This window comes from Aeromonas sp. MR19, from assembly GCF_963899305.1.
Classification (GTDB): domain Bacteria; phylum Pseudomonadota; class Gammaproteobacteria; order Enterobacterales; family Aeromonadaceae; genus Aeromonas; species Aeromonas bestiarum.
This window is the reverse complement of sequence record NZ_CAWQWZ010000017.1, coordinates 1-21,927: the sequence shown is the minus strand read 5'-3', so window position 1 is coordinate 21,927 and position 21,927 is coordinate 1. Positions and strand designations below refer to the sequence as shown.

Here is a 21,927-nt window from a genome sequence, read left to right as displayed (position 1 = left end):
TAGCGCCGTGGAACCACCTGATCCCATGCCGAACTCAGAAGTGAAACGCGGTAGCGCCGATGGTAGTGTGGCATTCGCCATGCGAGAGTAGGACACTGCCAGGCACCCAACATTGAAAGCCCGCTCAGATGAGCGGGCTTTTTTATTGCCTGACATTCAAGCGCCGGGCTGCAATAGCCAGGTGATGCTTTCCTTCTGACCCCTCATTCGTTTATTTTTCCCCCGATCTATTCCGGATGGCTGCACCACCCAGCGTGATATATCCCCGTCCATGTCGTTTGCTGGCGCTAACGACGGCTGGGATGTGGGTTCTGCTCAATATCCTCTCAACCTTGGGTTCCAACTCGGGCTAATGTGCACTAGGCTTCTCTGCTATTCCCTTCGTTGATAATCACTATTGCTGCAAGGGGGATGACAAGAGACACGGGATCCATAGACTGTCTCTTTCACGAGCAAGGAGCCGTGTATGTTGGGGATCCACGATCTGGCGTTGTTTATCGTATCTGGTTTGCTGTTGAACATGATGCCCGGGCCGGATTCCCTGCTCATCATGCTGCGCAGCGGCTCTCAGGGTTGGCGGGCGGGCTCAGTCGCGGCGCTGGGGATTGGGACGGGCACCATGGTGCATGTGCTGGCGGCTGCTCTGGGGTTGTCGGCTGTGCTGAGCGCTTCGGCCGAGCTGTTCGCCGTCATCAAGTTGATGGGGGCGCTCTATCTGGTCTACCTGGGGTTTTCCATGTTCTGGCAAGGCACCAAGGCTCCTTCCGCCACCAACGCGGCTGTGGCGTTGCCTGTGCTCTCTTATGGTCGGATCTATCGGCAGGGGTTGCTGACCAATGTGCTCAATCCCAAGGTAGCGCTCTTCTTCCTCGCCTTCGTGCCCCAGTTCATCGCCCCCGATGCGCCGCAGAAGGCGCTGGCCTTCATCCTGCTGGGCTGCATCTTCAATTTCAACGGCATGATCTGGTGCCACCTGCTGGCGTTCTTTACCGCCTATGCAAGTCGCAAGGTGCGTTTGCCGGCCCCGCTGGGAGCTTGGCTCAACCGCTTGATGGGGGGGCTGTTCGTGGGGCTGGGTATCAAGCTGGCCACGGAGTGAGACCTTGCCATTAGAGACAACCGGGCATAGAAAAAGGCGTATCCCATCGCTGGAATACGCCTTCGTCTGCACTGCTGCAGGTCTGATCGAGATCAGTTCATGCCGTAGCGCTTGAGTTTCTTGCGCAGGGTGCCACGGTTGATGCCCATCATCACAGCGGCGCGGGTTTGGTTACCGCGGGTGTATTGCATGATCACGTCCAGCATGGGAGCTTCGACTTCGGAGAGGACCATATCGTACAGATCAATCACTTCCTGACCGTTCAACTGGGCCAGGTAGTTACGCAGGGCCTGTTGCACAGAGTCACGCAGGGGGCGCTGGGTCGGCTCGGCAGCGTGATTGTGAGTAGTTGTTACCAATGCATCAGAAGTCAGGGTTTGTTCGAACATATTCGGTCGGCTCTTTAGTTATGCGTTAACCTAATCCATCGAAATACGCTTCGAGTGCCTCTAGTTGTGCGTCTGCACAATCCAGGGCATTGAAGTGCTTACGGAATTCTCGGCCCGTCTCTTCTTCATCCAGATACCAGCCCACGTGTTTACGGGCAATGCGCGCTCCCAGATATGCACCATAAAACTGGTGCAGGTTGGTTACATGCTCGTTCATCAGGGTGCGAACCTCTTCCCTTTCAGGAGGTGGCAGCTTGGTACCCGTTTCAAGAAAATGACGGATTTCCCGGAAAATCCAGGGTCGTCCTTGCGCTGCACGGCCGATCATCACGGCATCAACGCCGGTATAGTCGAGGACATACCGGGCCTTCTCCGGGCTGTCTATGTCGCCATTGGCGACAACAGGAATCGATACGGCCTGCTTAATCGCCTTAATCGTGTCGTACTCAGCGTGACCCCGGTAGAGGCAGGCACGGGTACGACCATGCACGGCGAGGGCCGCGATACCGCAATCTTCGGCGATTCGGGCGATCTCCTCGCCATTGCGGTTATCCGGATCCCATCCTGTGCGGATCTTCAAGGTAACAGGCACCTTGACTGCATCCACCACGGCCCGGCAGATGGTTCTGACCAGATCGGGATGACGCAGCAGGGCGGAACCTGCCAACTTCTTGTTCACTTTTTTTGCTGGACAACCCATGTTGATGTCGACGATCTGAGCGCCCTGCTCCACGTTGTAGCGGGCGGCAAACGCCATCATCTCGGGGTCGGCTCCGGCAATCTGGACCGATCGCAAGCCACCTTCTGCAGAGTGATCCATTCTCATCCTGGTTTTCTGGGTATCCCAGACATCCGGGTTGGCCAGCAGCATCTCGGAAACGGCCATGCCAGCGCCCAATCGTAAACAAAGTTCACGAAATGGTCGGTCTGTTACACCGGCCATGGGAGCCACAATCAAGGGAGTTTCAAGCGTGTGGGGACCTATCTGCATTCCACGGTTACCATCGGCTTAGGGCGGCGTATATTACGCATTTTTTAGTCAGGAGAAAAGGTTAGTATTTGAGCGTCAGCCATTTTTTTCTGAAAAAAACGTCGAGCCAAGGCTTGCAAATTCAGGAGTGCTTGAAAATCAGGCATATTGTCGGGGTGAGTTTACAGGGCCAAATGAGCGAGGGACTCGACGATTTGCCTGTCCCCATCCGGTTGGGGTTTGCGCTATGATAGCGAGCTTGAATCGAGCAAAGGCTCCAAACAATTTTATTACAAACAGATTGGGGATGTATGACGTCAAGGTTCATCAAATCTCTCTACCCGTGTCTGCTGGGTGCCGTGCTGGGTTCTGCCCAGGCGCAGACCGTCAGTTTCGGCGAGGCCTGGAGCCGGGTCATCCAGCAGGATGATGGGCTGGCGGCGGAACAGGCCGGTGTGGATCGGGCGCAACAGTTGCGTGAGGCGGCCAAGGCCATGTATCTGCCCGACATCAGTCTGGGGGCGGATTATGCGCGCATTTCCAAGCCGGATCTGATGGGGCTGGACGACAAGCTGGAAAACTCTCCCGCATTGGGCGCCATTCTGGGGCAGATGGGGATCGACTCCAAATGGCTGGCCTCGTCGCTGACCGAGCAGAATCGCGTAACCAGTTCGGTCAGAATGCTCTGGCCCCTGTTTGTCGGGGGGCGGATCGATGCGATGCAGGATATTCGGTCCGCACAGGTGGATGAAGCCAAGGAGTTGCTGGCCATCAAGCAGCAAGCCAGCTTCGAGAGCCTGTCCCAGACCTATTTCGGCGTGGTGCTGGCGGCGCAGGTGGTGCAGACCAAGCAGGAGATAGAGCAGGGGCTGGCCCGCCATCTGGATCATGCCAGGAAGCTGGAAGCCCAGGGCCAGATCGCCAAGGTCGAGCGGCTGTCGGCCCAGTCTGCCTATGACAGGGCGCGCATCGATACCCAGAAGTCCCGCCGCAGCCTGGAGATAGCCGAGCTGGCGCTGGATCGCATGATCAAGCTCAAGGGAGCCGAACCGGCTACCCAGCTGTTTATCAATGACGACGTGCCCCCCTTGGCAGCTTTCGTCGAGGAGACGCTGACGGTGCACCCGGGTCTCAAGATGCTGATCGCCAAGCGTGAGCAGGCGAAGGCGATGATCCGGGCCGAGAAGGGCAAATATGCACCAGAGCTCTTCATGTTCGGCAACTACAACCTCTACGAACGAGATACCCTGGCCGCGAAGATCACCCCTGACTGGGTGGTCGGGGTCGGCGTCAGCATGCCGCTGGTGAGCCGCGACGGCCGCTCCGAGACGGTACAAGCGGCCAAGAGCGCCGAGCTGCAGGTCAATCTGCTGCAGGCCAAGACCCGCGAGGATCTGGAACTGCTGGTCGAGAAGACCTGGCGCGAGGCCGCACAGGGGCTGGAAGAGTACCAGTCTCTCTCCTCCACTCAGGCGCTGGCCGAGGAGAACGTGCTGCTGCGGGACAAGGCATTCGGGCAGGGGCTCTCCACCTCGCTGGATGTGGTGGATGCCCAGAACCAGCTGGCCGGGGTCAAGACCCAGCGTGCCGCTGCCGCCTATCAATATGTGATCTCGCTGGCGCGCCTGTTGGCACTCTCCGGTCAGATGAGCAGTTTCAATCAATATCAGCATGGTCAGGCGATCGAGGTGAATTCATGATCGCGGCCCTGTCTGTCCCGTTTTCCATGTCTGTTTCGACCGTCAAGGGTCGCCCGTTTGTCGAGGTGAATGCATGAGTCATCCCCCCATCAAGAAGAAGATGCGCCAGGCCAAGCCGCTGCTGCTGCCACTGGCGCTGGTCCTGCTGGTGATCTGGCTGGGCTGGCGTTTCTGGCTCGCCTATCAGCCCGAGCCGGTACGCCTGCAGGGCCAGGTTGAGGCGCAGCAGTATTCGGTCTCCTCCAAGGTGGCGGGCCGCATCGACGAGGTGCTGGTGAAGAAGGGCGACCAGCTGGCCCGGGATCAGCTGGTGTTCACCCTGGCCAGTCCCGAGATCGAGGCCAAGCTGAGCCAGGCCAAGGCGGGTCAGGCTGCGGCCGGGGCCATGGCCGAGGAAGCAGAGAAGGGCGCGCGTGCCCAGCAGATCGCGGGTGCCAAGGATCAGTGGCAAAAGGCCAAGGCGGCAGCCCTGCTGCGGGCCAAGACCTATGAGCGCATCGCCAGCCTGCACCGGGATGGCGTGATGCCGTTGCAGAAACGGGATGAGGCCTGGACTGCCTGGCAGGCAGCCAAGTACAGCGAAGGCATGGCCTGGCAGCAATACCAGATGACCCTGGAAGGGGCGCGGGAAGAGACCAAGGTGGCGGCGCGCGAGCAGGCCAACATGGCGGCGGGCTCGGTGGCGGAAGTGGAGGCCTATCTGGCCGATACCCGCATCGCCAGCCCGCACGCGGGGGAGGTGTCCCAGGTGCTGCTGCGCAGCGGTGAACTGGCGCCACAGGGCTTCCCTGTGGTGACCCTGCTCGACATGCAGGATGCCTGGGCCCAGTTCCATGTGCGCGAAGATCTGCTGCCCCGCTTCGCGCTGGGCACTGAGTTCGATGCCACCATTCCGGGCCTGGGTGAGCAGACGGTGCGCTTCAAGGTGACCCACGTGGCCGTGATGGGGGATTTTGCCACCTGGCGTGCCACGGATACCCGTCAGGGCTTCGACATGAAGAGCTTCCAGGTGGAGGCGCGCCCCTTGCAACCGGTTGATGGTCTGCGAGTCGGCATGAGTGTGCTGGTCGAACTCTGATGAGACGCGAATGGCGGCTGTTGTGGCAGGATCCGTTCGGTCGGGCCCTGATGAGCTGGGTTCCCTTGCTGTTGATGGGAACCCTCTGCTGGATCTTCTCGGCCGGGCTGGCCCGGGATCTCAACGTCGGTCTGGTGGATCTGGATCAGAGCGTCCTCTCCCGTCAGCTGGCGTTCTCGCTGGACGGTTCCGCCGGCCTGCGCCTTGCCGGCCAGTTCGACTCCATCGACGAGGGGGCACGCGCTCTGCGCGGGGGAGACATCTATGCCCTGGTGGTGATCCCTCACCATCTGGAGCGGGATGCCCGTCAGGGTACCCAGCCCAAGGTGACTGTGTTCAACAACAGCCAGTTCATCCTGATCGCCAAGCTGGTCAACTCGGCCTTGTCCCAGGTGGTGGGGACCCTCAACGGCCAGGTGGGCGTACTGGCCGCCATGGCCGATGGCAAGGTCATGTCCGGCGCCCTGGGGCAATCCGTGCCCATCAGCAATCAGGTGACGGCGCTCTACAACATCAACTCCAGCTATGCCCAGTTCCTGCTGAGTGCCCTGTTGCCGGCGGTGTGGCAGATCCTGGTGGTGCTCTATGGGATCAACGCCCTGGCCCGTACCGATCGGCTGGGGCTGGACTGGACCAGCCAAGGGGTCTGGTTCGGCCTCTGGCGCACTTTGCTGCCCCATGTGCTGATTGGGTGGGCCTGGGGTCTGGCGTGGAGCCTGATGCTGTTCAAGGCGTTTGGCTATCCGATGCAAGGCAGCTGGCTGGTGCTGACACTGGGACTGGGGCTGGCTTCGGCCGCCTGCGTCAGCATGGGGGCCTTCTTCTACGGTGTCATCCGGGATCCGGCCCGCGCCCTGTCGCTGGCGGGCGCCTATACGGCACCGGGCTTTGCCTTCATGGGCGTGACCTTTCCGGTCAGTGCCATGGGGGACTTTGCCCAGTTCTGGCGCAGCCTGCTGCCCATCTCCCACTATGTGGAGCTGCAGATAGGGCAGACCAACTACGGTCAGCCGTTCGCTGCGGCCCTGCCCCAGTTCGGCGCCTTGCTGCTGTTCCTGCTGCCCCTGTTGCTGGTTGTTCGTCGTTACCAGCAGCAGGCCGAGCTGGCGCGCCAAGCTGCCGATAAGGAGCCTGCCTCATGCTAGGTTTTTGGGGTTTGATACGGCTCGAACCGTGCTCTGCTGCCGGGCAGTGGAAGGAGTGGATGTTATGCTAGGTTTTTGGGATCTGCTGCGGCTGGAGCTGCGCACCCTGCTGGCCGATCGGGCCATCATGCTGACCCTGTTTGGTGGTGTCTTCTTCTACTCCTTCCTCTACCCGCAGCCCTACCTGCAGCAACTGCCCAGGGAAGAGCCTGTGGTGGTGGTCAATGAGGATGGCAGTCAGCTCTCCCGTCAGCTGGAGTTCATGGCCGATGCCACCCCGCAGGTGAAACTGGTGGCACGGGCCAACAGCCTGGAAGAGGCGCGCCAGCTGCTGATAGCGGGGAAGGGGAGCGGCATACTGCACATTCCCCGTCACTTCTACCGGGATCTGATGCAGGGCAGGAGCGTCACCATGAGCTATGCCGGCGATGCCTCCTACTTCCTGGTCTACGGCACCATAGCCGAGGGGCTGGCGCTGGCGGGGGGCAGCCTGGCCGCCCAGATCAAGGTCACTCGTCTGCTCAGTCAGGGCGAGGCGCTGCCGCAGGCGGCCATGGGCTGGAATGCGGTCGGGCTCAATGTGCTGCCGGTGTTCAACCCCACCATGGGCTATGTGAACTACGTGGTGCCCGCCGTGTTCGTGCTGATCCTGCATCAGGTGCTGCTGATGGGCACCGGGATCCTGGGGGCAACCCAGAATCAGCGCAGCGGTCGCGGGGAGTCTGGCTATTGGCAGAGCGCCCCCGTGCTTGCCCTGCTGCTGGCCAGAACCCTGGTGGTGGGCGGGCTGTTCGTGCTGCCGGTGACCTACTTCTTCGGCTTCTGTTTCGATCACTACAACATAGTGCGCACCGCTGAACCGGCCGAACTGTGGCTGTTCACCCTGCCGTTCCTGCTGGCAACCACCTGGCTTGGCATAGTGCTGGGGGCCCTGTTTACCCGCCGGGATCTGCCGACCCAGGTGGTATTGCTCTCCTCCATGCCGCTGGTCTTCCTGGCAGGCTTCATCTGGCCGCTGGAGCTGATCCCGACCCCCCTCAACTGGCTGGCCCAGTGGGTGCCGAGCACCCCGGCCATCGAGGGCTTCTTGCGCCTCAACCAGATGGGGGCCGAGTTTGCCCAGGTTTCCCGCTACTGGTGGCAGTTGTGGGGGCTGGCACTGCTTTACGGCGCTCTGGCTTGCCTGCTGCTGCGCTGGCGCCAGCGGTCGCTTGTGGACGAGGCGGTCGCGTCGGGCGAAGTGGCTGCGGAGACGGCAACTGAGCCTGGCCCCTCTGCCAGCTAGACGACATCAGACAGTAAAACGGTCAGCCCTGGGGCTGACCGTTTTGTTATCCGGACTGCTCACCCCCAGCTGAGGGTGGGATCGCCGATGGCGTAGATCTGCCCCACTGCCCGCTCATCGTTCAGCAGCTGCAATCCATGCTCCGCCACATCGGCGCGGCGCACCAGACCGTGCACCTCGCTCCCTTGGCTCAACACGGCCTGCCCTGTGGCCTCACCATCCTGCAAGCCGGCCGGGCGAACTATGGTCCAGGTCAGCGCGCTGGTCTGCAGCCAGCTCTCCGCCAGACTCTTCAAGCGTACCTCGTGACCGAAGGCGGCCCGCGCCCGCTCGGGCAGGTATTGCCAGCTGTCGCCGCAACCCAGCGAGGTGACCAGCAGCAGGCGTTTGAGCCCGGCCAGCTCCATCTGATCGATCACCTGGCGGTTGCCTTGATAATCGACGGGGGTCGGCTGGCGGAAGCTGCCGAGGGTCGAGATCACCCCGGCCTCGTCACCTGCGAGTGAGCAAGCCTGCGCGACGGCCTGATGGTCGAGGGCGTCTCCCTCAACCACCTCGACTCCCAATGCGCGCAGCTCGGCGGCCATCTCCGGGTTACGGACCAGGGCCACGACCCTGTGGCCCTGGCGCAGGGCGTGTTCGGTGAAGGCGCGGCCCAGCCCGCGGCTGGCTCCGAAGATGAGTGTGGTTGGCATTGTGCTGCTCCCTGTGATGAAAGGGGTAGCCTAGAGGGTTGGCGCAGCGCTGTAAATGAGAGTTATTTTTATTTGAAGGGTGAGCAGGGGAAATGCGGCGAGCCGCGGGCGGGTGGCCCGGGCTCGCACAGGATCAGCCGTTGTAGTGGCCTATGTTGGGACGACGGCTGGGACCGCTCAGGTGGATATCCACCGGATTGAACGCCTTGATCGCCTCGAAGCTGAAGTCGCCGATGGCCTGATGCAGGCTCTGCGGGCTGTGGTTGGTGATGATGATGACGCTTTTCGACAGGTTGCGCCGGCGGCGCAGCAGGTGGCCGAGGAAGCTGGACTGGCTCTCCGCCATCTTGGCGCGGTTGGCCGACACCTCGTCGATGATCAGCAGGTCGACCTCTTCCAGTGCGCGGCGGTACTGGTTGCGCTCCTCCTGATCCTGGATCACGTTGAAGAAGAGGCGGTCCACAATGGAGGCCCACTGCTGGAAGATCACCGATTTCTGGTGACGTTCGATCAGCTCATGGGCCACGGCGCCCGCCAGGGTCGACTTGCCGGTGCCGTAGTCGCCATAGATCAGCATGCAGCCGCCGCCGCTCTTCTCCCAGTGCTCGAAGCCGCTGATGAAGTAGCGAGCCGTCTCCATGGGGTATTGCAGCGCCGGATCGGTGGCATCCATCTTCTCGAATACCCAATCCGGGTTGAGGTCGGCCTGGGCGATCAGCTTCTGGATCCGCTCCTGGCGAGCCGCCTTCTGCAGCTCGCGCACCTCGGCGTTGGCCTTGGCGTCGTACTCCTTGCGCAGGGTCTCGTAGTCGTACTGGCTGCCACCTGTCTGGGCCTGCAGACGGCGAATGCGTTCAAGCAGGCCGCCCACGTGCTGGCTCAGTTCGGTGTCGTGCACCCTGTGGTCCTGTTTGGCCTTGGCGATTCTTTTGCGCTTGGCTTCGATCTCTTCCAGCTCCTGGCGCAGGGGATCTTGCGGGTCAGTCATGGAATGCTCCTTCTGCTGGGTCAGGGATGGGGGGACAAGGCACTGATTTTGCCTGCAGGCGGGGGCCGCTATCAATCATTATCCGGTTCCTGCTGCGGCGCCTGTTCCTGGGTCTGCACTTGGGCCAGCCGTTTGGCCTCTTCTATCATCTGCTGCGCCCGCTTGCTCGGGCCTGAGTCTGCCGGGGCTGACGTGACCTGCTGGTAACCTTTCGCCTCCATCGGCTGGCGACGGACGTAGCGACGGGTCTTGAGGGCACGAATGAACTTGAGCATCCACTGATGCTGGGAGTCGAACACCTCAGGGCGGCCCAGCCAGTAGGCGATGAACTCGCCGAGATCCTCTTCGCTGTAGCTGGCATCGATCACCCCGCACAGGCGGGCGAGGGCGGGCAGTTCCTCATCCGGGCGCCATTGCAGGTGCATCTGGAACGGGCGCTCCGGCAGCGGGCTGCGCACCTTCTGGGTCAGCAGTGGCAGCTGGAACGGACACTGATGGTAGTGCTCACTGTCGGCCTGCGCCTCGACCTGCAGCAGCCCGGCCTCCATCAGCTCGTCGAACAGCTCGGTCAGCTGGCGGGCGTTGACCTGAAAACAGAAACCGCTGGGATCGCCGGGATCGACCACTGCCAAGGCTCGCCCCAGTTCGGGATAGTTGAGCCGGGCCAGCTGATTTTCCTGCACCAGTCTGCGCAGCTGCAGGGTATAGAGGCTGCGAGCCGGATGGGACAATCTGGGATGGGCGAGGGCGCTGTATTCGGCTGGTGTCATGGTGCTCTTCACGATCTGGAGTGGAGGGCATTATCCCCCATGGCGGGGCCTCATACAATTGTGCCGCTCGGGCAGAGTGCCGGCAGGCCTGTTTGTGGGGCGGGAATGAGGTTTGGTTCCACCCTGGTGGCAATAGCGAGCGTGAAATGAGCCGGGCATGCGTACTGGCATGGTGCCTTTTTTCGGGTTGCTGGCTGGCCAAAAGACCAACATTCTCGCCGGGGTCATTGCGCCGTGCGGGCGGCATTACCCGCTCTTTTTCAAACGGTTGGCTGCCAGGATAACCATATGGCATACCCGCCATTACGATTATGCAATCATCTGATTGGTCAAGCCCGCCCCTTATGGTCTAGGCTTAATACTCAAATAACTAATTGACTAATAAGAGCTTTGTCAAGATGTCAAAAGCCGGACTACGGATCCTGGTGGTGGAAGATGAAGCGGTTTTTCGCCACTCGCTGGTAACTTATCTCGAGCATGACGGGGCGTGCGTGTTTCAGGCCGAGGACGGGATTGAAGGCCTCTCTGCCGCCGCGCTCTACCACCCCGATATAGTGCTGTGCGACCTGAACATGCCCAACATGGATGGGCATGAGGTCATCGCCTGCCTGTCTGCCCGCTATCCCCATATCCCCGTCATCGTCATCTCCGGGCAGAGCAAGATGGAGGCGGTGGAGCGGGCGTTGCGCGCCGGTGCCTGCGATTTTCTGATCAAGCCGGTCTCGGACTTCGGTCAGGTGCGCCGCAGCATAGATCAGTGTCTGGCGGCCAACTATGGTCACGGGCAGCAACTGGAGTTGATGGATCACATCGACTTCTTTCGCGATCACGACAAGGCGGCCACCCGTCTGCTGGCCTGGTTGAGGCCACCCGGCCTGCAGGAGTGGGGCCCCTGGCAGGTGACGTTCGAGGGGATGGGCAACCTGTTCATTCCAGACACCTTCAAGCTGGACGACAAGCTGCTGGTGCTGGTGATGGAGCTGCCGGTGCTCGGGGTGGATGCCGCCTTCTGCGGCGCCCTGGTGCGTTCCCTGATGAATGCTCCCTATCGCCAGTTTCAGCACAAGGAGAGCCTGCTGCTGACCCAGCCGCACCGGCTGCTCGACTACCTCAATCTGCAGCTCATCGAATCCGGCTTGCGCCACTCCTTCGCCATGGCCGCCCTGCTGTTCGATCAGGAAGATGGTCTGGTGTTTGCCAATGCCGGGCTCACCTCACCGCACTGGTTGATGCGCTCCGGCGGCCTGCCGCTCGGTTTGCTGCGCAGCAGCCACTACGCGCTGCACAAGCGCAGCTGGCACGAGCCGTTTGACCTGCAGTTTCGCAGCGACAGCGGCAGCGCCCTCCATGTGCAGGTACGCCACCACTGAGGCAGATCCGCCGCAGACAGAAACAAACAGGGCGCCCATCGGGCGCCCTGTTTGTTCATCACAATCCGAACCGGTTAGACGGTGGCAGACTGCAGTTTCTTGTCGTGCTCTTCCGGCTCTTTGGCCGGACCTTCGGCACCGTGCATCCAGTAGACCAGGCGGTTGGCCATGGTCAGCAGGATCAGGGCGCTGATCACGGCGGCGATGGCGATGCCGCCGAAGATGGCGATGGCACCGGACTCGCCGACGAAGGAACCGACGAAGCCGGCGATGTAGTTGGCCAGGGCAACGAAGCCGAACCAGGCACCCATCATCAGGGAGGCCAGACGCAGCGGAGCCAGCTTGGTCACCATGGAGAGACCGATCGGAGAGAGGCAGAGCTCACCCAGGGTGTGGAACAGATAGGCACCGACCAGCCAGAACATGGAGGTCTTGACGGCCTGATCGCCACCCTGCTCCAGCACGGCACCGATCATGAACAGGAAGCCCACGGCCAGGAACAGCAGACCCATGGCGAACTTCACCGGGGAGTTCGGCTCTTTGCTGCCGAGCTTGATCCAGATGGCCGCGACTATGGGGGCGAGCGTGATGATGAAGAAGGGGTTCAGGGACTGGAACCAGGCGGTCGGCACTTCGAAGCTGCCGATCATGCGGTCGGTATATTCCTGCGCGTACAGGTTCATCAGACCACCGGCCTGCTCGAAGCCAGCCCAGAAGATGATGGTGAACAGACCCAGTACCAGGATGACCTTGATGCGATCCACTTCCTGCTTGGTCAGCGGCGCCTTCTGCTCCTTGGAACGTTGCTCGGCGGCGCGCTGAGCGGCCGGTACACGACCTATGTCACCCAGGAAACGCTGGGCCATGGTGGCCTGCACCACCAGGGAGAGCAGCATGCCGATACCGGCGCTGACGAAGGCAGCTTGCCAGCCGTAGGCAGTCGCGGCGGCGCCACAGATCACGCCGGCCAGCAGGGAGCCCAGGTTGATGCCCATGTAGAAGATGGTGAAGGCACCGTCACGACGGTGGTCACCTTCCTTGTACAGGTCACCCACCATGGTGGAGATGTTCGGTTTGAACAGACCGTTACCCAGGATCAACAGGGCCAGGCCCGCGTAGAAGACGTTGTTGACCATCTCCGGGAACATGGCGTGCGGCAGGGCCAGGGTGAATTGACCCGCGGCCATGAAGATGGCACCGATCAGGATCGCACGGCGTTGGCCGAGGAAGGTATCCGCCAGCCAGCCACCTATGATGGGGGTGATGTAGACCAGACCGGTATAGATGCCGTACAGCTTGAGGGCGTCGGCCTGAGTCCAGCCCATGCCGCCGTTGGCAGTCATGTCAGTCAGATAGAGGACGAGCACGGCACGCATGCCGTAATAGGAGAATCTCTCCCACAGTTCGGTACTAAAGAGCAAAAAAAGCCCTTTAGGGTGACCTAAAAAGGTCCCTTTGGACGGATTATTCATTGGAACTTCCACCTGTGTCTTATATTTTTTTAGGAATTTTATGCAAGGGCTAGGAACAAGCCTTAATCCTTATAGAACAAGCGTGATTAAATTACAATATTATGATTTAGCGATATTTTATCTATCAATGGTTGAATATTTGTTTATAAAATGAAAAAGGGCATCGAATGATGCCCAGTATATAATTCTATTAACAGGTTAAATGTTCAGCTATTACAACTGTTTGACGAACTGTTTCAGCCACGCAATGAATTCACCGTTCAGTTCCGGGTGGCGCACGGCATATTCCACGTTGGCTTTCATATAACCCATCTTGCTGCCGCAGTCGTGACTGCGACCCTTCATGAAGTAGGCGTTGACCTGCTCCTGCTCCATCAGCATGGCGATGGCGTCGGTCAGCTGGATCTCGTCGCCGGCACCGGCCGGCGTCTTCTCCAGCAGTGGCCAGATGTTGGAGGAGAGCACGTAGCGGCCGACCACGGCCAGGTTGGAAGGGGCTTCGTCACGGGGCGGCTTCTCGACGATGGCCTGCATCGGCAGGGACATGCCTTCGCTCAGGGCCTCGCCCTTGATGTCGGCGATGCCGTATTTGTCCACTTCGCTCTCGGGGACGGCTTCCACCATGATCTGGCTGATGTGATCCTCTTCGAACATGTGCACCATCTCAGCCAGGTTGTCCTGCTTGAGGTTGCTGGCCACTTCATCGATCAGTACGTCAGGCAGCAGGACCGCAAACGGGTTGTCGCCGATCAGCGGGCGGGCACAGAGCACGGCATGACCCAGGCCTTTGGCTTCGCCCTGACGGACGTGCATTATGGTGACGTCTTTGGGACAGATGTGTTGTACCTCTTCCAGCAGCTGTCGCTTGACCCGCTTTTCCAGGGTCGCTTCCAGCTCGAAGCTCTTGTCGAAGTGGTTCTCGATGGAGTTCTTGCTCGAGTGGGTCACCAGAATGATCTCCTTGATGCCGGCGGCGATGGCTTCGCGCACCACATACTGGATCAGCGGCTTGTCGACCACTGGCAGCATCTCTTTCGGGATGGCCTTGGTGGCAGGCAGCATGCGGGTGCCCAAACCGGCGACAGGAAGAACGGCCTTGCGTACAACAAAAGGACTATTTTTCATGGATGAGTTCCAACGGATACAAAGTGGGCCCATGATACCCGAAGAAAAATAGGGCAGCCACAGGCTGCCCTCATGATGGGGAGGTCCAAAGCGGTTACTTGACGATGATCATGTCCCGATTTGCTTCCAAAGTTGCCGGCCCTATGCCACTGACATCGGCAAGTTGTTCGACCGTGGTGAACTTGCCCTGCTTCTCGCGAAAGTCGATGATGGCCTGGGCCTTCTTCTCGCCGATCCCCTTGAGGGCAGTTAACTCATTGATATTCGCCGTATTCAGGTTCACCTTGCCGCTCTCCTTCGCAGTGGTGACTGTGGTGGCTGGCTTGGCAGCCGGCTTGTCGGCCGCCAGCAGAGGCTGGCTCAACAGGGGCAGGCAGCTCAGCAGCAGGGTGGCGGTCAGGGTCTTGTAGTTCATGGCTTCACGTCCTTGTGTTGTGTGGAATAGCTATTGAGAATTAGCCGAGTTACGCCACTTTTTGTCTGTCATTTATGACACTTTATAAGTCAGAGCAAACGGCTATAAGCCTCCCTCATTCAAAATGGGTACACTGTGCTAACCATTTGACCAGGATGTCTTTTCTATGTTTTTTCCCGCAATCTCCGAGCTGGAGCCCATAGCCCGCGCCGCCGGTGATACCATCATGGCCATCTACAGTCAGCCCTTTACGGTGGAGTACAAGGGTGACGAGAGCCCGTTGACCGCAGCCGATCAGGGGGCGCATGAGGCGATAGTGCAGGCGCTGGCAGGGCTCACCCCCGATATTCCTGTGCTGTCGGAGGAGTCCGGTCCCGAGGTGATGGGGTTGCGCCATGGCTGGTCACGCTACTGGCTGGTGGATCCGCTCGACGGCACCAAGGAGTTTGTCTCCCGCAACGGCGAGTTCACCGTCAATATCGCGCTGATCGAGGATGGCCAACCGCTGTGGGGTCTGGTCTATGCCCCCGTGCTGGACCGGCTCTGGTATGGCGGCAGGGAGGTCGGGGCCTGGCGTGTGGCCGATGGCAAGCGTGAAGCCATCCAGACCTTGCCTCATCAGGAAGGGGCGCCCTGGCGGGTGGTGGGCAGCCGCAATCACCTGTCCCAGGCTACCCTGGATTACCTGGCGCGCTTTGGTGACATAGCGCAGGGCGAAATTGAGCTGGTCTCCATGGGCAGCTCTCTCAAGTTTTGCATCATTGCCGAGGGGGGCGCCGAGCTCTATCCGCGCCTCGCCCCCACCTGCGAATGGGATACCGCTGCGGCGCAGGCGGTGCTGGAAGGGGCCGGAGGCAGCGTGACCCAGCTCGATGGGTCACCCCTGGTCTACAACAAGCCGGATATCCTCAACCCCTGGTTTGTCGCCAGGGCGTGAGCCCGTTGGTGATAGCGCGCAATAGAAAGAGGCCGGACCTGGTTGAACTCCAGCGTCCGGCCTCTTTGCATCTTGGGTTCTGCGTTTTGTCAGAACACTTTCTTGAACGGCTTGATGGTCACCCTGGCGTAGACACCGGCCGCCACATAGGGGTCGGCATCGGCCCAGGCCTTGGCATCGGCCTGACTGGCAAACTCGGCGATGACTGTGCTGCCGGTGAAGCCCGCATCGGCGGGATCGTCGGCATCGATGGCCGGGTTGGGGCCGGCGGTCAGCAGCCGGCCTTCATCCTGCAAGGCCTGCAGCCTGGCCAGATGGGCTGGGCGCACCTGCTTGCGCAGCGGCAGACTGTTGGGAACATCTTCGGCGTAGATGAGATACCACATGAGAGGATCCTTTTCTGATGGCGGTTATTTTTTCAGCTCGCCTTTCTGCTCGGCGGGCAGGTGGCGGTAGAGATAGACACCGCTCAGCAGGGTAAACACCAGCGTCATGCCAAGCAAGCCGAACACCTTGAAGTTGACCCACATCTCCTGCGGCAGGTTGAAGGCCACGTAGAGGTTGAGCAGGCCACAGGCGGTAAAGAAGCCGACCCAGGCCAGATTGACTCTATCCCAGATGGCATCAGGCGCCTGCAGCTCCTTGCCCAGCATCTGCTTGATCAGGTTCTTGCCAAAGCCGTAGCGGCTGATGAGCAGGCCCAGTGCGAACAGCACGTTGATCACTGTCACTTTCCACTTGATGAAGGTGTCGTCGTGGAAGAAGACGGTGAGGCCGCCGAAGAAACCGACCAGCAGGAAGGTAAACAGTTGCATCTTCTCGACCTTGCGATAACGCACCCAGCTGTAGATGAGCTGCAGACCGGTCACGACGACAAGGGCGCCGGTGGCCGTGTAGATGTCGTAGAACTTGTAGACCGCAAAGAAAACGATAAGTGGAATAAATTCAATAAATTGCTTCATGTCTGGCTCATAGCCCTCAAAAAAGACCGCAAAATTTTATCCAGTCTACCTGCAAGGTAGACAACGGCAAATGAATAAGACCGCCCATTTGACGTCCAGTTCCCTGTCGCCTGCCTAGCCGAACAGCCGGCGGGAAATCTGGTCACCCAACCGCTTTTGGTCCGCCAGCAGCTCGCGAATATGCCGCTCTTCGATGAGCGGATTGAGCAGCACGGCGCGCAGCAGGGTGAGCGGCTGGGCACAGTAGCGCCCCACCGCCCGCTGGGTGCGGGAGACAAAGCTGTGTCCCTCGGCCCGCTGGGCTTTCTGCAATGCGACGTTGAATGCGTTGATCTGGTCGTTGGCCGCCTCGTCCGGATCCTTGCCTTGCAGATGGGGGGGAATGCAGCGGTAGGAGAGCAGGTTCATCACAGGGGCCGACATCAGTTCGAAGGCGGGGTCGGCATTGATGAGCGCGGCCATCAGGCGGGCTCTGTCGTAGTTGGCCTCGATAAGTCGGGCGTAACCCTGCTGACCAAACAGCTGGAAGGCCGCATCCAGATAGAGCGCATTGGCGGGGCGGGTGCCCTCCAGGGTGAAGCGGCCCTGATCAAAGGAGCTGGCACGGATGGCGTAGGGTGCCTCCCGCTTGACCGTCATCATGAGATCCGGCTGGCGGCAGAGCAGCATGCCGGTACCGAGCGGCACCAGCAGTTGCTTGTGACCATCCAGGGTGACGGTATCGGCCAGTTCAATCCCTGCAAGCAGCCCCTGATAGCGGGGCGAAAACAGGGTCGGGCCGCCCCAGGCGGCGTCCACGTGGAAGTGGAGCTGCTCGCGGGCCGCGATGGTCGCCAGCTCGGGCAGGGGATCGATGGAGCCAAAATCGGTACTGCCGGCCACCCCGACCAGCGCCAGCACCTTGAGCTTCTGCTCCTGGCACTGGATGAGTGCCTGCTCCAGCGCGGCCATGTCGAGCCGGTTCTGGTCGTCGGTCGCGAGGCGCCAGACGCTGTGCGCGCCCAGTCCCAGCAGATCCATCCCCTTGTCGAAGGAGTAGTGCATCAGGCGCGAGCCCAGGATCACGGCGCCGCGATAGCCCTGCTCATAGAGGGCGAACAGGTTGTCGCCATAGGCACGGTTGCGCGCCAGCCAGAGGGCGGTGACGTTGGCTATGGTGCCGCCGCTGGTCATGACGCCGAGGGCGGCATCCTTGGCATGCATCTGCTCGTCATAGAAGGCGTCGTCGGCGCGATAGATGAGGCGGTGCAGCTTGGCCAGCACCTCCCGCTCCAGAAAGCTGAGCAGGCGGGAGGACTCCATCTTCATCGGATTCTGGTTGAGCATCACCAGCAGGCGTGACAGCTCGGCGGTAAAGGCCGGCAGTGGCGCCGTCATGTGGCCCATGTAGCGTGGCGAGGTGAGATGGGAAGCGCCGGGCACCAGGCTGGCCAGCCGGGCCAGGTAGTCATCCATGGAGATGCCGATGGCCGGCATGCAGGATTGATCGAGCTGGTGGGTGAAGTGGTCGCGCTGGTAGGGGGCCTGACTGTCATCCGAGTGGTGGAAGGTCTCCAGCAGGGCCGTCACGGCCTGGCCGAAGGCCGGATCCGGTAGTGCAAACAGTTCAGTCAACTTCATCAGGTTCTCCAGACCGGGTTGCCAGGGAGTCACTGTGTGGTGAGCAGCCGTGGCGGCAGCAGCTAGGTGGGCATCGGCCGCAGAGCATACACCAAAGGCAAACGGGTGACAGCCATGAGCGCTGGCCAAATCAGATGCCATCCTCTTTAAGCTAACACTTGTACTCTGAAATGACGGCGGCTAGAGTGAGCCCAGTTTGGGCAGGAGTATGCAATGAGCAGTGTGACGGATTATTCTCCCCGCGAGGAGTTGGCCAATCGCCTCAGCCACGGCTTGGGGCTGGTGTTCGGGATCCTGGGGTTGATCCTGTTGTTGAACAAGGGCTGGGAGCAGGGCACCCAGGCGCTCATCAGCTACAGCCTCTATGGCGGCAGCCTGGTGCTGCTCTATCTCGCCTCGACCCTGTATCACAGCATGGCGGAAGGGGCCGCGAGGCGCTGGTGCAAGGTGTTTGATCACTGCGCCATCTATCTGCTGATCGCCGGTACCTATACCCCCTTCCTGCTGGTGGCGCTCGATACCCCGCTGGCCCAGGGGCTGATGGTGGTGATCTGGGGGCTGGCGCTGGCGGGGGTGGTGTTCAAGCTGCTCTTCATCAACCGCTTCAAGAAGCTGTCGCTGTTTACCTATCTGATGCTGGGCTGGTTGTCGCTGGTGGTCATCTATCAGCTTTACATCCATCTGGAGGGGGAAGGCTTGCTGCTGCTCGGGCTCGGTGGTCTCATCTACAGCCTGGGGGTCATCTTCTATGTGGCCAAGCGTATCCCCTATAACCACGCCATCTGGCATCTGTTTGTACTGGGTGGCAGTGTTTGTCACTTTATGGCCATTTATGGTTATGTCGCCTGACTAGCCCTTAATTGGTATTTATTGCCGCTCAAAAGGATAAATTCGTGCGGTATCACACAGTTGGCGTCGGCGTTTGCTGACAAGCTAGGGACAGTTCAATTCGCAAAGGATGCACGAAATGAGTGATATCGCGCTTTCCATCAGCATGTTGTCGCTGGTGGCAGTGCTGGGGCTCTGGCTGGGAAACTGGCGAGTCTATGGCGTTGGCTTGGGGATCGGAGGTGTGCTGTTCGGTGGCATCATAGTGGGCCACTTCGCCGGCCTCTCGGGTCTCGCATTGGATGAACAGACCCTGCACTTCATTCAGGAGTTCGGGCTGATCCTGTTTGTCTACACCATAGGCATCCAGGTCGGTCCCGGCTTCTTCTCCTCCCTGCGCAGTTCCGGCCTCAAGCTGAACGGTTTCGCCGCCCTGCTGGTGTTGCTTGGCTGCGCGGTCGCGGCGGCGCTGCATCAACTGTTTGACGTGCCGCTGCCGGTGATCCTGGGGGTCTTCTCCGGCGCCGTGACCAACACGCCTTCCCTCGGTGCGGGTCAGCAGATCCTTGCCGAGCTGGGAGCCGTGCCTGGTTCGACCGGCTTGATGGGCATGGGGTATGCCGTCGCCTATCCGTTCGGCATCTGTGGCATCCTGCTCACCATGTGGCTCATTCGCATGTTTTTTCGCATCAAGATCGACGAAGAAGCAGCCCAGTTCGAGCAGCAGGCCGGCAAGACCAAGGAGAGCCTGCAGACCATCAACATAGCGGTGCGCAACCCCAACATGCACGGCCTGATGCTGGGGGAGATCCCGAGCCTGGACGAAGCCGATGTCATCTGTTCCCGCCTCAAGCGTGGCGAGGAGTTGATGGTGCCGCGGCCGGACTCGCGCATCGAACTCGGCGACCTGCTGCACCTGGTGGGTGAGCGGCACGCGCTGCACAAGGTGTTGCTGGTGCTGGGGGAGGAGGTGGAGACCTCGCTCTCGACTCGCGGCACAGATCTGCGGGTGGAGCGAGTGGTGGTGACCAACGAGCAGGTGCTCGGCAAGAAGATCCGCGATCTCGACATCAAGCAGAAATACGATGTGGTCATCTCGCGCCTCAACCGGGCCGGCATCGAGCTGGTGCCGACCAGCCAGACCAGCCTGCAGTTTGGTGACATCCTCAACCTGGTGGGTCGACTCGACGCCATAGAGGCGGTGACCAATGTGGTGGGTAACGTGCAGCAGAAGCTGCAGCAGGTGCAGATGCTGCCGGTGTTCATCGGTATCGGCCTCGGCGTGCTGCTCGGCTCCATCCCCTTCTATCTGCCCGGGTTCCCGGCGGCACTCAAGCTGGGTCTGGCGGGCGGCCCCCTGGTGGTGGCGCTGATCCTGTCGCGGATCGGCAGCATCGGCAAGCTCTATTGGTTCATGCCGCCGAGCGCCAACCTGGCGCTGCGGGAGATCGGCATAGTGCTGTTTCTGGCCGTGGTGGGATTCAAGTCAGGTGCCGGTTTCATCGACACCCTGATCAACGGCGATGGGCCGGCCTGGATGATGTACGGCATGGCGATCACCCTGATCCCGCTGCTGGTGGTCGGTGTGCTGGCCCGCCTGTATGGCAAGATGAACTATCTCACCCTGTGCGGATTGCTGGCCGGTTCCATGACGGATCCTCCCGCCCTGGCGTTTGCCAACGGCATGCATCCCACCAGTGGCGCCAGCGCCTTGTCGTACGCCACCGTCTACCCCCTGGTGATGTTCCTGCGGATCATCTCCCCCCAGTTGCTCGCCATCCTGTTGTGGGCGGGTGCCTGATCATGACCCGGACGGGAGCACAGCGATGTGCTCCTGTCATCAAAATGCAACACATTGATCATCTTGATTTTATTAATTCCTTCCCCCGTCATTGACCCTTCTGTTTAACCGGCCGATCCAGCTTCAAATCAGTCTATCCATTCGAATTTTCTAACTGGTTTCTTGCGCCGTTCACGGGCACATTAGACGGTGGAATATTGCATGCCAATAGAGATTCAGGAGAGAACATGAGCAGCCACAATATCGCATTGGATCAGGACGTCGTCGTTACCCAGTTGAAAGGCAAAATCTATTTGGTCGCTGCAGATGGCAGCCAGAAGCCACTTGCTGAAGGCGATGTCCTGCCCAAGGATGCGGTGCTGATCACTCCTGAAGGCGCCAGCTTCAACGGCGGCAACCAGACTTTCACCCTGAGCCCGACCAACGAGCAGCAGGCTGAGGATGAAACGTCTCAGGCGCCCTTGCTGGCCCAGAATCAGGATGTGCCTGCCGGCAATCCCGATGACATAGCGGCCCTGCAACAGGCCATTCTGGGTGGCACCGATCCGACCAAGGCATTTGAAGCGGCGGCGGCCGGCGGTGCTCCTGCCGCAGGCGGTGGCAATATCGGCGGCGTGGCGGGTGCCAGCGGCAATGGTGGTTTCGTCACCATAGATCGCATCGGCGATGCCACCATAGCGGCGGCGGGCTTTGATACCGCCACCCAGGCCGACACGGGCGTGATTGGCGATGCGTTCACGGGTGAGGAAGATCAGCTGATCGACCTGGTGCCACCGGTGATCACAGTCTCCGCCCCGGACAATACCAATGACACGACCCCGACCCTGACCGGTACCACTGATGCCCCCGCAGGCAGCACAGTGACCCTGCTGGTCACGGATGCCAATGGCAATCAACAGACCCTGACCACGACCGTCAATCCGGATGGCACTTTCAGCGTGGATGTCACCACACCGCTGGCGGACGGCTCCTATACGGTCACCGCCAATGTCACCGATCCTGCCGGCAACACAGCCACAGCGACCGATGATGGCAGCGTGGACAGCACAGCCCCGGACTTGGCCATTGAGCTCGATGCCAACATCACCGCCGACGACGTCATCAACGCCGCCGAAGCGGGTCAGCAGATCCCGGTCAGCGGCACCGTCAGCGGCGAGTTCAAGGCCGGTGACACCGTCACCCTGACCGTCAACGGCAAGCCGTTCACCGGCCCGGTGGACGCCGATGGCCGCTTCACCATCCTGGTGGCGGGCAGCGATCTGGCGGCCGATGGCGACA

Annotated in this window: 22 protein-coding genes and 1 rRNA gene; 12 read left to right on the top strand and 11 right to left on the bottom strand. The window is 60.7% G+C overall.

What is annotated here, in order from left to right:
- A 5S ribosomal RNA gene (rrf, locus tag AACQ95_RS12680) occupies positions 1–104 on the top strand; the annotation flags it as partial.
- A 362-nt stretch (positions 105–466) separates the two neighbouring features.
- Positions 467–1,099, top strand: a complete 633-nt coding sequence (locus AACQ95_RS12675; RefSeq protein WP_241281088.1) for a LysE family translocator — start codon at positions 467–469, stop codon at positions 1,097–1,099.
- Positions 1,100–1,191: 92 nt separating this feature from the next.
- Here AACQ95_RS12675 and fis read toward each other — a convergent pair whose 3' ends face one another.
- Together fis and dusB are read right to left on the bottom strand one after the other, a co-directional pair.
- Entirely contained in the window at positions 1,192–1,488 is a 297-nt protein-coding gene (fis, locus tag AACQ95_RS12670) for a DNA-binding transcriptional regulator Fis (protein ID WP_005309538.1), read from the bottom strand.
- A 25-nt stretch (positions 1,489–1,513) separates the two neighbouring features.
- On the bottom strand, positions 1,514–2,479 hold the full coding sequence (gene dusB / locus AACQ95_RS12665) for a tRNA dihydrouridine synthase DusB (protein WP_043135312.1): 966 nt from the start codon (positions 2,477–2,479) through the stop codon (positions 1,514–1,516).
- A gap of 290 nt (positions 2,480–2,769) precedes the next feature.
- Between dusB and AACQ95_RS12660 the strand changes: the two genes are divergently transcribed.
- From AACQ95_RS12660 to AACQ95_RS12645, 4 genes are all read left to right on the top strand, one after another.
- Positions 2,770–4,158, top strand: a complete 1,389-nt coding sequence (locus AACQ95_RS12660; RefSeq protein WP_241281087.1) for a TolC family protein — start codon at positions 2,770–2,772, stop codon at positions 4,156–4,158.
- Positions 4,159–4,231: 73 nt separating this feature from the next.
- A complete protein-coding gene (locus tag AACQ95_RS12655) occupies positions 4,232–5,236 on the top strand; it encodes an HlyD family secretion protein (protein ID WP_241281086.1) in 1,005 nt (334 codons plus the stop codon).
- The gene (locus tag AACQ95_RS12650) at positions 5,236–6,381 is read left to right on the top strand and encodes an ABC transporter permease (protein WP_042866156.1); all 1,146 of its coding nucleotides are present in this window, start codon (positions 5,236–5,238) and stop codon (positions 6,379–6,381) included. The genes AACQ95_RS12655 and AACQ95_RS12650 overlap by 1 nt, the downstream gene beginning before the upstream one ends.
- A gap of 64 nt (positions 6,382–6,445) precedes the next feature.
- Positions 6,446–7,666 (top strand): ABC transporter permease, encoded by a 1,221-nt coding sequence (locus AACQ95_RS12645; RefSeq protein ID WP_241281085.1) that lies wholly within the window; start codon positions 6,446–6,448, stop codon positions 7,664–7,666.
- 59 nt (positions 7,667–7,725) lie between these two features.
- On the opposite strand, the gene AACQ95_RS12640 is transcribed toward AACQ95_RS12645, so the two are convergent.
- The 3 genes from AACQ95_RS12640 to AACQ95_RS12630 all read right to left on the bottom strand — a co-directional run bounded on the left by AACQ95_RS12640 (position 7,726) and on the right by AACQ95_RS12630 (position 10,119).
- Positions 7,726–8,361 carry an SDR family oxidoreductase gene (locus tag AACQ95_RS12640; RefSeq protein ID WP_241281084.1) on the bottom strand — a complete coding sequence of 212 codons (636 nt, stop codon included), beginning with the start codon at positions 8,359–8,361 and terminating at the stop codon, positions 7,726–7,728.
- Between the two features lie 133 nt (positions 8,362–8,494).
- Positions 8,495–9,349, bottom strand: a complete 855-nt coding sequence (locus AACQ95_RS12635; RefSeq protein WP_042866153.1) for a DnaA ATPase domain-containing protein — start codon at positions 9,347–9,349, stop codon at positions 8,495–8,497.
- A gap of 71 nt (positions 9,350–9,420) precedes the next feature.
- Positions 9,421–10,119, bottom strand: a complete 699-nt coding sequence (locus AACQ95_RS12630) for a DnaT-like ssDNA-binding domain-containing protein (protein WP_241281083.1) — start codon at positions 10,117–10,119, stop codon at positions 9,421–9,423.
- 157 nt (positions 10,120–10,276) lie between these two features.
- On the opposite strand from AACQ95_RS12630, the gene AACQ95_RS12625 reads away from it, so the two are divergent.
- Positions 10,277–10,444 carry a hypothetical protein gene (locus tag AACQ95_RS12625; RefSeq protein WP_241281081.1) on the top strand — a complete coding sequence of 56 codons (168 nt, stop codon included), beginning with the start codon at positions 10,277–10,279 and terminating at the stop codon, positions 10,442–10,444.
- A gap of 73 nt (positions 10,445–10,517) precedes the next feature.
- Positions 10,518–11,489, top strand: a complete 972-nt coding sequence (locus AACQ95_RS12620) for a response regulator (protein WP_043554002.1) — start codon at positions 10,518–10,520, stop codon at positions 11,487–11,489.
- A gap of 74 nt (positions 11,490–11,563) precedes the next feature.
- Here AACQ95_RS12620 and AACQ95_RS12615 read toward each other — a convergent pair whose 3' ends face one another.
- The 3 genes from AACQ95_RS12615 to AACQ95_RS12605 all read right to left on the bottom strand — a co-directional run bounded on the left by AACQ95_RS12615 (position 11,564) and on the right by AACQ95_RS12605 (position 14,501).
- The gene (locus tag AACQ95_RS12615) at positions 11,564–12,961 is read right to left on the bottom strand and encodes a peptide MFS transporter (RefSeq protein WP_042866150.1); all 1,398 of its coding nucleotides are present in this window, start codon (positions 12,959–12,961) and stop codon (positions 11,564–11,566) included.
- 213 nt (positions 12,962–13,174) lie between these two features.
- Positions 13,175–14,086, bottom strand: coding sequence for a UTP--glucose-1-phosphate uridylyltransferase GalU (gene galU / locus AACQ95_RS12610; protein WP_241281080.1), 912 nt, complete (start codon positions 14,084–14,086; stop codon positions 13,175–13,177).
- Between the two features lie 94 nt (positions 14,087–14,180).
- Positions 14,181–14,501 carry a ComEA family DNA-binding protein gene (locus AACQ95_RS12605; protein WP_241281079.1) on the bottom strand — a complete coding sequence of 107 codons (321 nt, stop codon included), beginning with the start codon at positions 14,499–14,501 and terminating at the stop codon, positions 14,181–14,183.
- Between the two features lie 166 nt (positions 14,502–14,667).
- On the opposite strand from AACQ95_RS12605, the gene cysQ reads away from it, so the two are divergent.
- Positions 14,668–15,438: a 3'(2'),5'-bisphosphate nucleotidase CysQ gene (cysQ, locus tag AACQ95_RS12600; RefSeq protein ID WP_241281078.1), complete on the top strand. Its 771-nt coding sequence runs from the start codon at positions 14,668–14,670 to the stop codon at positions 15,436–15,438.
- Positions 15,439–15,527: 89 nt separating this feature from the next.
- Here the strand turns inward: cysQ and AACQ95_RS12595 are convergent, their stop codons facing one another.
- From AACQ95_RS12595 to AACQ95_RS12585, 3 genes are all read right to left on the bottom strand, one after another.
- A complete protein-coding gene (locus tag AACQ95_RS12595; protein WP_043135321.1) occupies positions 15,528–15,824 on the bottom strand; it encodes a YciI family protein in 297 nt (98 codons plus the stop codon).
- A 24-nt stretch (positions 15,825–15,848) separates the two neighbouring features.
- Positions 15,849–16,400: a septation protein A gene (locus AACQ95_RS12590; RefSeq protein ID WP_042866146.1), complete on the bottom strand. Its 552-nt coding sequence runs from the start codon at positions 16,398–16,400 to the stop codon at positions 15,849–15,851.
- Between the two features lie 114 nt (positions 16,401–16,514).
- The gene (locus AACQ95_RS12585; RefSeq protein WP_241281077.1) at positions 16,515–18,020 is read right to left on the bottom strand and encodes a pyridoxal-dependent decarboxylase; all 1,506 of its coding nucleotides are present in this window, start codon (positions 18,018–18,020) and stop codon (positions 16,515–16,517) included.
- 213 nt (positions 18,021–18,233) lie between these two features.
- On the opposite strand from AACQ95_RS12585, the gene trhA reads away from it, so the two are divergent.
- From trhA to AACQ95_RS12570, 3 genes are all read left to right on the top strand, one after another.
- Positions 18,234–18,869, top strand: a complete 636-nt coding sequence (gene trhA / locus AACQ95_RS12580) for a PAQR family membrane homeostasis protein TrhA (RefSeq protein WP_043135324.1) — start codon at positions 18,234–18,236, stop codon at positions 18,867–18,869.
- A 118-nt stretch (positions 18,870–18,987) separates the two neighbouring features.
- Positions 18,988–20,649 carry a putative transporter gene (locus tag AACQ95_RS12575; protein ID WP_098982529.1) on the top strand — a complete coding sequence of 554 codons (1,662 nt, stop codon included), beginning with the start codon at positions 18,988–18,990 and terminating at the stop codon, positions 20,647–20,649.
- A 227-nt stretch (positions 20,650–20,876) separates the two neighbouring features.
- Positions 20,877–21,927, top strand: a 1,051-nt coding sequence (locus tag AACQ95_RS12570; RefSeq protein WP_241281076.1) for a retention module-containing protein, incomplete at its 3' end; no start/stop codon positions are given.